Below are 7,729 nucleotides of genomic sequence, written 5' to 3'. Positions count from 1 at the left end.
GCACATCACCGGGCGGGATGCCCTTGATGTTGCCGATGCTGTCCTTGTGCGCCAACTCACCGCTCAGCACATAGCTGATGATTTCCATGTCCTTGTGGCCGTGGGTGCCGAAGCCGCGGCCGGCGGCAATGYGGTCTTCATTGATGACCCGCAGGTTGCCAAAACCCATGTGGGCCGGGTCGTAATAGCCGGCAAACGAAAAGGAATGAAAAGATTTGAGCCAGCCGTGATCGGCGTAACCGCGTTCGCCGGATGTTCTTAAAGTCATCATGAGGTGCTCCTTTCAAGGTGCGTTGAACTGCGTTGCAATGACTCCAATGTAGGCGCGGGCAGCCCACTTTTCATTGCTGCGTTTTGATGGCATCATTCAAATTATTTGAATGATATTTCCCCCAATGACCAATAACCGGATTCGCGACGCCCTGACCCCGGAGAGCCTCAGCCTGATTGGCGCCGTGCACCGGACCGGCAGCATGGCGGCTGCGGCACGCGAGCTGGGCCTGGTTCCCAGCGCCCTCACCTACCGCATCCGCCAGGTGGAAGATGCCCTCGATGTGCTGCTGTTTGACCGCTCTTCGCGCCAGGCCAAACTGACCGAGGCCGGCAAGGAATTGCTGCGTGAAGGCAACCGCCTGCTGGCCGAACTCGACGCCGTGGCCAATCGCGTCAAGCGCGTCGCCACCGGCTGGGAACCGCAGCTCACGCTGGCTGTGGACAGCGTGATCTCGCGCACCACCGTGATGGAACTGTGCGAAGCTTTTTTTGCCCTGAACCCACCCACACGCCTGCGGATTCGCGAAGAAGCGCTGTCGGGCACGCTGGAAGCGCTTACCTCCGGCCAGGCAGACCTGGCCATCGGGGTGGCCATGGAACCATCCGTCAATACCTCGGTGCAACACAAGACACTGGGCAGCATTCATTTCATTTATGCCGTGGCGCCCCATCACCCACTGGCAAAAGCTGCTGAACCGATAACGGATGCGATGCTGATGCCCCACCGGGCCGTGGCCGTGGCGGATTCCGTGCAGCGTGGCAGCGGCATCACTGTGGGCCTGCTCGGCGGCCAGGACATTTTTACGGTGCCCGGCATGCAGGAAAAACTGCAGGCCCAACTGCGGGGACTGGGCGGCGGCTTTTTGCCTGAATACCTTGCGCGTCCGCATGTCGCCACCGGGAGGCTGGTCGAGAAAAAAATGCAGCGAGCCCCACGCCTCGTGCCCATGAGCTATGCGTGGCTGCGCGTCGTGGACGGCCATGGCGGGCGGGCGCTGCAGTGGTGGCTGAAGCAACTGGAAAATCCCGCCACACGAAAAGCCCTGCTGGAGCGTGACCAGTCTGCATGAAAACCCGTAGTGGCACGCAATATCTGCGCATGCGCTGCGGCTGCGTGTAGAGTGTGCTTGAAACAGGTTCTTAAAGTTTTCGTTTATGGTTGAGATGTGATGACATACGCCGGGACGCCGCAAATCACTTGAATGATCCGCAGTACGCCCATTCGTCAAACCGCACAAAGTACAAAGATATGACAAAAAAATCCATCCGATCCCCTGAATCCGCGGCTCCGCGCCGCATTGCCGTCATAGGCGCAGGCATTGCGGGCATTGCCTGCGCCCGCACCCTGGTGCAGGCCGGGCACCGCGTCACCGTGTTTGAAAAAAGCCGGGGCGCCGGCGGCCGGATGGCCACACGCGAAAGCGAATTCGGCGGTTTTGACCACGGCACGCAATATTTCACCGTGCGGGACGCGCGCTTTGAAAAAGCCCTGACCACCGCTACCGGGCTGGTCCGGCCCTGGAGCGCCAACACCGTGCGCATCCTCGATGAACTCGGCCGTGTCGTGGCCTCGGCGCTGCCGCCCAAGGAAGCCCACTGGGTCGCCTCACCCGGCATGAACGCACTGGTGCGGCTGTGGGCCCAGCCCCTCGATGCTGCCGGCCAGCTAGCGCTGGAAACTGAAGTCATGCGGATCGAACCCGACAAGCTGCACGCCAGCCAGTGGCAATTGCAAACCGAAGGGCCCGGCGCAGACAGCCGCGTCCATTCGGGTTTTGATACCGTCATTCTGGCGGTGCCGTCTTCGCAGGCGCAGGCCCTGTTGCTCAGTTCACAACAGGCCAAGCCCCTGGTGGCCGAGCTGTCCGAGGTTAGCGTTGCGCCCTGCTGGACGTTGATGCTGGCCTTTCCGCAGGCGATGCAGCCCACGATGGCGCACCTGGGGCCCCACTGGAATGCAGCGCGCAGCACGCACCACCGCATTGCCTGGCTGGCGCGGGAATCGTCCAAGCCTGGGCGCAGCCCGATCGAACGCTGGACCGTGCAGGCAAGCCCGGAATGGTCGGAACGCCACCTGGAAGACGATGCCGAGCGCGTCAAGGCCAAGCTGCTGAAGGCCTTCACAGAAGTGACGGGCATCCGCGCCCAGCCGTCACACGCGGCGGTGCACCGCTGGCGCCACGCCCAAACGCAGCAACCGCTGGGCAAAACCCACGCCTGGGACGCCAAATCGCGCATTGGCGCCTGCGGCGACTGGTGCCTCGGCCACCGTGTCGAAGACGGCTTTGTCTCGGGCCTTGAGATGGCCCTCGAAATTTGTTAGCCCCCACGCTTGTCGCTTCGCGTGCCTGCGGCGGCTCGCTGCCCCTGTCACCTGAAGTAGGGGCTGGCCTTGCTTGGGGCGGCCCGGCGCGGCGGCCGCCAGGTTAGCCTTCTCATAGTTCCTTCTGCTTATGGCCTCGGGCTACAAAGGTAGATTTTCCCCTTCGCCCACAGGCCCGCTTCACGCGGGTTCGCTGGTAGCGGCCCTGGCCAGCTGGCTGGATGCCCGGGCGCACCGTGGCCGCTGGCTGGTACGCATCGAAGATGTCGATACCCCGCGCTGCGTGCCTGGCGCGGATCGCGTCATTCTTGAACAACTCGCCTGTTGCGGCCTGGTACCCGATGAAGCACCGGTTTACCAGTCACAACGCGGCGCCCTGTACCAGAACGCCCTGGATTCACTGGTCACCCGCGGCCTGGCCTACTCCTGTGCCTGCACACGGCAGGACATTGCGCGGGCGCTGGCCGCGTCCGGGYAGCCACGCGAACGCCATGGCGAACTGGTGTACCCGGGCACCTGCCGCAACGGGCTGCATGGCCGTGCTGCACGTGCGTGGCGGTTTTTGACGCCAAATTATGTGCCAAATAGTGCCCTGGCCCAATCAGAACTTGCGCGAGCAGCTATAAATTTAATAGCAACTGATGCCACGCCAGCGGCCGCCGCACAGGCCGAAATCAGCTGGGATGACCGCCGCCTGGGCACACAGATGCAAAACGTCAGCCGTGAGGTCGGCGACTTTGTCCTCAAACGGGCGGACGGCCTCTGGGCCTACCAGCTGGCCGTGGTGGTAGACGACGCAGCCCAGAGCATCACCGACATCGTCCGCGGCGAAGACCTTGCCGACAACACCGCGCGGCAAATCCTGCTGCAGCGCGCACTCGGCCTGCCGCTGCCGCGTTACCTGCATACGCCGCTGGTGCTGGGCCCGAACGGCGAAAAACTGTCCAAGCAGAACGGCGCCCAGCCGCTGGACACCGCCCGCCCCCTGGCGCTGCTGGTCCAGGCCGGCCAAACGCTGGGGCTGGAGGTTGAGCGTATAGCCAACGCAGCGACACCCGCCGCCTGGCTACAACTGGCCGTGCCGCTCTGGGCGACTAAAATCACAGGGTGATTCAAACCTCTCCCCCTGTGCCGCCTGCCTCACCCGAAGGCGCGCCCGCCGACACCCATCCTCCCCACAACATCCGCAGCTTTGTGCGCCGCACCGGCCGCACCACCGCGGGCCAGGCCAAGGCCTTTGCCGATGTGGGCCCGAAGTTTTTGCTGCCGTATGCCGATGCACCACTGGATTTTGAAAAGGCCTTTGGGCGCAACGCTCCCACGATCCTTGAAATAGGTTTTGGCATGGGCGAGGCCACGGCGCACATTGCCGCACTGATGCCCGAAAAGAACCTCCTTTGCTGCGAAGTGCATACGCCCGGCGTGGGCGCCCTGCTCAAACGCATCGACGAACAGAAGCTGTCCAACATCCGCATCCTGCAGCACGATGCGGTCGAAGTGATTGACGACATGCTCCCCCGCGCCAGCCTCGACGGCGCGCACATCTTTTTCCCGGACCCCTGGCACAAGAAAAAACACAACAAGCGCCGGCTGATCCAGCCACCGCTGATCACCAAACTCGCGGCCCGCCTCAAGCCCGGCGGCTACCTGCATTGCGCGACCGACTGGCAACCCTATGCCGAACAGATCCTGGAAGTACTGGGCGCCGAGCCGCTGTTGAAAAATACGGCAGACAGCAGTGCTGGTGGCTATGCCCCCAAGCCAGCCTACCGCCCATTGACCAAATTTGAAAACCGCGGCATCAAGCTGGGGCATGGCGTCTGGGACGTCGTGTTTGTGCGTGCGTGATCTTGCGGCTGCGCGGGTGTGAGCAAAACACCCAAGCTCGGGCTGCATGGTTTGGCCACGCGGGCCGGCATCAGCCCCAGTTGCGTCGGCCTGCCGGCCGGCAGCTGGCCCAGCATCACAGACTTTCTTGTTGAACGCTTTCCGGCCATCTCGCGCGAGGTATGGTTGCAACGCATGCAGGACGGCCTGGTGGTCGATGAATTCGGTGAAGCCGTCACCGCCGAACGCCCCTACCGTGGCCACATGCGCGTGTACTACTACCGCGCACTGGACGAAGAACCCCGCATTCCGTTTGAAGAGTCCGTGCTGTTTCAGGACGAACACCTTGTCGTGGCCGACAAGCCGCATTTCTTGCCTGTGACGCCCTCCGGCCACTACCTGCAGGAGACCCTGCTGGTGCGCCTGAAAAACCGGCTCGGCATCGACGGCCTGGTGCCGATTCACCGCATCGACCGTGAAACCGCAGGCCTGGTGCTGTTCTCCGTCAACCCGGCGGAGCGTGATGCCTACCAGTCATTGTTCCGCCGGCATGAGGTCACGAAGCATTACGAAGCCGTGGCGCCATGGCGCGGCGATATTGGCTTTCCCCTCACACGCAAAAGCCGCATCGTCGAAGACGAACCTTTTTTCCGGCAGCGTGAAATAACGGGTGAGCCCAACAGCCACACGCAGATCGATGTGATCGAGGTACGCGGCGACCACGCGCTGTATGCCCTCAACCCCGTAACGGGCAAGAAGCACCAGCTGCGCGTACACATGAATGCGCTCGGCCTGCCACTGCTGAATGACCGCATGTATCCGCCGGTCGAAGTGACACCGGAAGACGATTATCGCTATCCGCTGCAGTTGCTGGCCAAGTCCATTGCGTTCACGGACCCGGTAACAGGCGAGCAACGACGCTTTGAAAGCCGGCTGGCGCTGCGGGGCCTGCGGCCTTGATGAGGCCTTGGCATATGTCCGCCAAGCCGAGCTGGCCATGACCCAGTGCATCTGCTCAAACACAGCCGCAAACACTAGCCCTCTGTGGGAACTAACGTAAAAATGATCGGACCACCAACACAAGTGGCGAAGCCGCCTTCTGCCGTTGCGGGTCCGTGTCGATTGACATGTTATGCGTTGCCATCACCGGCGAGAGATTCCAATGCTTCCGACGCCGCGACATTCACTTCTTCCTTCTCCTCAGCAGCTGTCGGGCTGTCAACCATGCGCCGAAGATCCTTTGACAAGGCCGAACACAACTCCGACGACAGCCGGATGATGGAAACAATGACTTCGTACTTCCAGCTTTCGTCGTCCGTGGCGAAGACTCGACGCAGGTAGGGGACGAGCGGTACGCCTATGCTCGCAAAGAACGGACAGAGGATCGTGGCCACCGGCCAATTGCGGTCCTGGGTCCACTCTAGAAGTGMGGGAACAATGGGTTCAACTTCGGCGAAGCTGCGACCCGCAACATCACGTGCGACTTGCAGATCACTCTTGTGACGTGGCACCAGTGCGGCGAGTTCAGTACGCATAACGTTTGAGATGATAGGCTGCCGAAGGCGGTCCTCTCGATTCAAGGGTTAGGCCTCGCTGCTACGGCGAATGCCTTCTTCGAGCGCGAAGAACTGTGGATTGCGCGATGCCATCGGGCCGCGAAGCTTATCGATCTCCGCTTCTGGCGCGTGGACCTCGAACCTGACGATCTTTGCGATCTTCAGCGCTTGGCCAAGCAATTCAGCAACGTTCTCACGATGTGCGAGCAGGGCGGCTGCGTCTACGTATCCCTCGCGACAGTGGGCGACGTTGCCGCTGAAAGAGAAGGCGTAGTGCAGGCAACCCGGCTCCGTGCCCGTCTTGGCGACGAGCTTCTGCGCCAGAGCTTTGAAAGCGTCAAGTTGTCCGTCTTGGACCTCGAAATACGGCACCAAGGTGCAGCAGGTGTCAAGCGTAAACATTCATGTTTCCTGTGGTTCTCACGGGCGATATGCCCGCGCCAATTCTGCGCGTAGTGACTCACCTGGGTGCGAGAGAGACAATGATGAGGCGCTGCAGTTGCCGAAGAGCCCTCGCGATGCCTAAGGTTTGAGTTCAGCGGCCGCCGAAGGTGGTCCGCTGGAACGGTGGATCAGGCGCCGCGTTGGACCACGACTTCCCACAACGCTTTCTTGCGAACGTACTTGTTGGTCGTCTGGTGTTCCCTGGACAAGACCTGCCATCCGGTTGCGAACAGTTCGTCGACGCCCTGCGCATCAAAGAACCTCTTGGCCTGGCCGTCAACAAGGTAGTAGTTGGGCTCAATGGCAGGATGCCCAGTGGCTCCAAAGTTCTTGTCCTGGACCGAGTTCAGCCGGCACAAGAGCAGCCCACCCGGCTTGAGCGTCTGCCTGATCCGGCTCACAAGTTCCAGGGTTTCTTGCCATGGAAAGTAGTGCAGGGTAAGGCTTGCCACAACGGCACCAGCTTCGCCAGGGAGAAGGGGAAACGGATCCCTGATGTCCTGGCATGAGATGCGTGCCTGAGGTGCCCGGAGCCTCGCAGCGGCGACAGAGGTGGCGGAAAGATCGAAGGCGAGAACAGAAAGGCCGGCACCGACCAAGGTGGACGTGTCTGCGCCCGTTCCACAGCCGATCTCAAGCACCGGCTGTGAGCCAACGGACTCCTGGAGCATCGGAAGCCATCGGCCAAGCCACGGGTCGTGGAGCATGTGTTTCTTGATTCCTAACGTTTGAGGTGAACGGTTGACGCAGGCAGTCCGCTGGAATGATGGGGTAGGTTTTTCATGGGCGTGCGAAAAGTGCAATTGGCTTACATCCGCCGGTCGTGCCGCCTAATGCGCCCTTTTGATTTGTTGAGCAGCGAGTTGCGCCGTCCTCTTGATTCCATCTCGGTACGCCTCAACCAGCTCCCCCGCTCTACTGAGGGCATCCTCGAACGATGCGAAGGTGTAATTCGCGTTGGCGGTGATCTCGTCATCCGAATTTTTGTTGGCGTCTGCGCCATAACTGATGGACTGCGAATAGATCGAATCTTCTGTCTTTATATCTACGAGTTCAAACGAGATATTCAATCTGGGTGCGAACGTCGTCTTTAGCCGACTGGAATAAAGTCCCATATTCGATATGGTCACTGTCAGTATGCTGTCCGCGGTGATTGCGCTATTTTTGTAGTCAATCGAAGTTGGGTCGTCCTTTTCATATTTGATTCCATCTCCCGGTATGGCGCTTTGGTTGGCCTCCTTCAAAGCACTCAAGGTGGCAGATGCAAGTTCCTCTTGTACGTTGAAGGCCTGCTTTTCCAGCGCCG

At 61.0% G+C, this 7,729-nt stretch carries 10 protein-coding genes; 5 read left to right on the top strand and 5 right to left on the bottom strand.

What is annotated here, in order from left to right; all coding sequences use genetic code 11:
• Window positions 1-271, bottom strand: a 271-nt coding sequence (locus AC1DWI_RS08495) for a pirin family protein (protein WP_477724669.1), incomplete at its 3' end; no start/stop codon positions are given.
• A 124-nt stretch (window positions 272-395) separates the two neighbouring features.
• On the opposite strand from AC1DWI_RS08495, the gene AC1DWI_RS08490 reads away from it, so the two are divergent.
• The 5 genes from AC1DWI_RS08490 (at window position 396) to AC1DWI_RS08470 (ending at window position 5,383) form a co-directional block, all read left to right on the top strand.
• Window positions 396-1,343: a LysR family transcriptional regulator gene (locus tag AC1DWI_RS08490; RefSeq protein ID WP_477668951.1), complete on the top strand. Its 948-nt coding sequence runs from the start codon at window positions 396-398 to the stop codon at window positions 1,341-1,343.
• Window positions 1,344-1,522: 179 nt separating this feature from the next.
• Window positions 1,523-2,596, top strand: a complete 1,074-nt coding sequence (locus AC1DWI_RS08485; RefSeq protein WP_477668950.1) for an NAD(P)/FAD-dependent oxidoreductase — start codon at window positions 1,523-1,525, stop codon at window positions 2,594-2,596.
• Between the two features lie 130 nt (window positions 2,597-2,726).
• A complete protein-coding gene (gene gluQRS / locus AC1DWI_RS08480) occupies window positions 2,727-3,707 on the top strand; it encodes a tRNA glutamyl-Q(34) synthetase GluQRS (protein ID WP_477724668.1) in 981 nt (326 codons plus the stop codon).
• A gap of 17 nt (window positions 3,708-3,724) precedes the next feature.
• Window positions 3,725-4,444 carry a tRNA (guanosine(46)-N7)-methyltransferase TrmB gene (trmB, locus tag AC1DWI_RS08475; RefSeq protein ID WP_477668948.1) on the top strand — a complete coding sequence of 240 codons (720 nt, stop codon included), beginning with the start codon at window positions 3,725-3,727 and terminating at the stop codon, window positions 4,442-4,444.
• 18 nt (window positions 4,445-4,462) lie between these two features.
• A complete protein-coding gene (locus tag AC1DWI_RS08470) occupies window positions 4,463-5,383 on the top strand; it encodes an RluA family pseudouridine synthase (protein WP_477668947.1) in 921 nt (306 codons plus the stop codon).
• 170 nt (window positions 5,384-5,553) lie between these two features.
• Here the strand turns inward: AC1DWI_RS08470 and AC1DWI_RS08465 are convergent, their stop codons facing one another.
• From AC1DWI_RS08465 to AC1DWI_RS08450, 4 genes are all read right to left on the bottom strand, one after another.
• Window positions 5,554-5,958 (bottom strand): DUF5071 domain-containing protein, encoded by a 405-nt coding sequence (locus AC1DWI_RS08465; protein WP_477724667.1) that lies wholly within the window; start codon window positions 5,956-5,958, stop codon window positions 5,554-5,556.
• A gap of 48 nt (window positions 5,959-6,006) precedes the next feature.
• Complete coding sequence (locus AC1DWI_RS08460; protein ID WP_477668945.1) at window positions 6,007-6,381, bottom strand: putative quinol monooxygenase; 375 nt, start codon at window positions 6,379-6,381, stop codon at window positions 6,007-6,009.
• A 170-nt stretch (window positions 6,382-6,551) separates the two neighbouring features.
• A complete protein-coding gene (locus tag AC1DWI_RS08455; protein ID WP_477669602.1) occupies window positions 6,552-7,094 on the bottom strand; it encodes a class I SAM-dependent methyltransferase in 543 nt (180 codons plus the stop codon).
• A gap of 159 nt (window positions 7,095-7,253) precedes the next feature.
• Window positions 7,254-7,729: hypothetical protein (locus tag AC1DWI_RS08450; protein WP_477724666.1), on the bottom strand; the 476-nt coding region annotated here is incomplete at its 5' end.

Source organism: Polaromonas sp. P3_C2, from assembly GCF_056402675.1.
Note: the sequence above shows the minus strand (reverse complement) of the source record. Positions and strands in the feature narration are given on the sequence as shown.

Bases quoted from the DNA above. Each gene is read 5' to 3' on its own strand.
- AC1DWI_RS08485 (WP_477668950.1), top strand. From the start codon at position 1,523: ATGACAAAAAAATCCATCCGATCCCCTGAATCCGCGGCTCCGCGCCGC.
- AC1DWI_RS08490 (WP_477668951.1), top strand. From the start codon at position 396: ATGACCAATAACCGGATTCGCGACGCCCTGACCCCGGAGAGCCTCAGC.
- AC1DWI_RS08460 (WP_477668945.1), bottom strand. From the start codon at position 6,381: ATGTTTACGCTTGACACCTGCTGCACCTTGGTGCCGTATTTCGAGGTC.
- AC1DWI_RS08455 (WP_477669602.1), bottom strand. From the start codon at position 7,094: ATGCTCCAGGAGTCCGTTGGCTCACAGCCGGTGCTTGAGATCGGCTGT.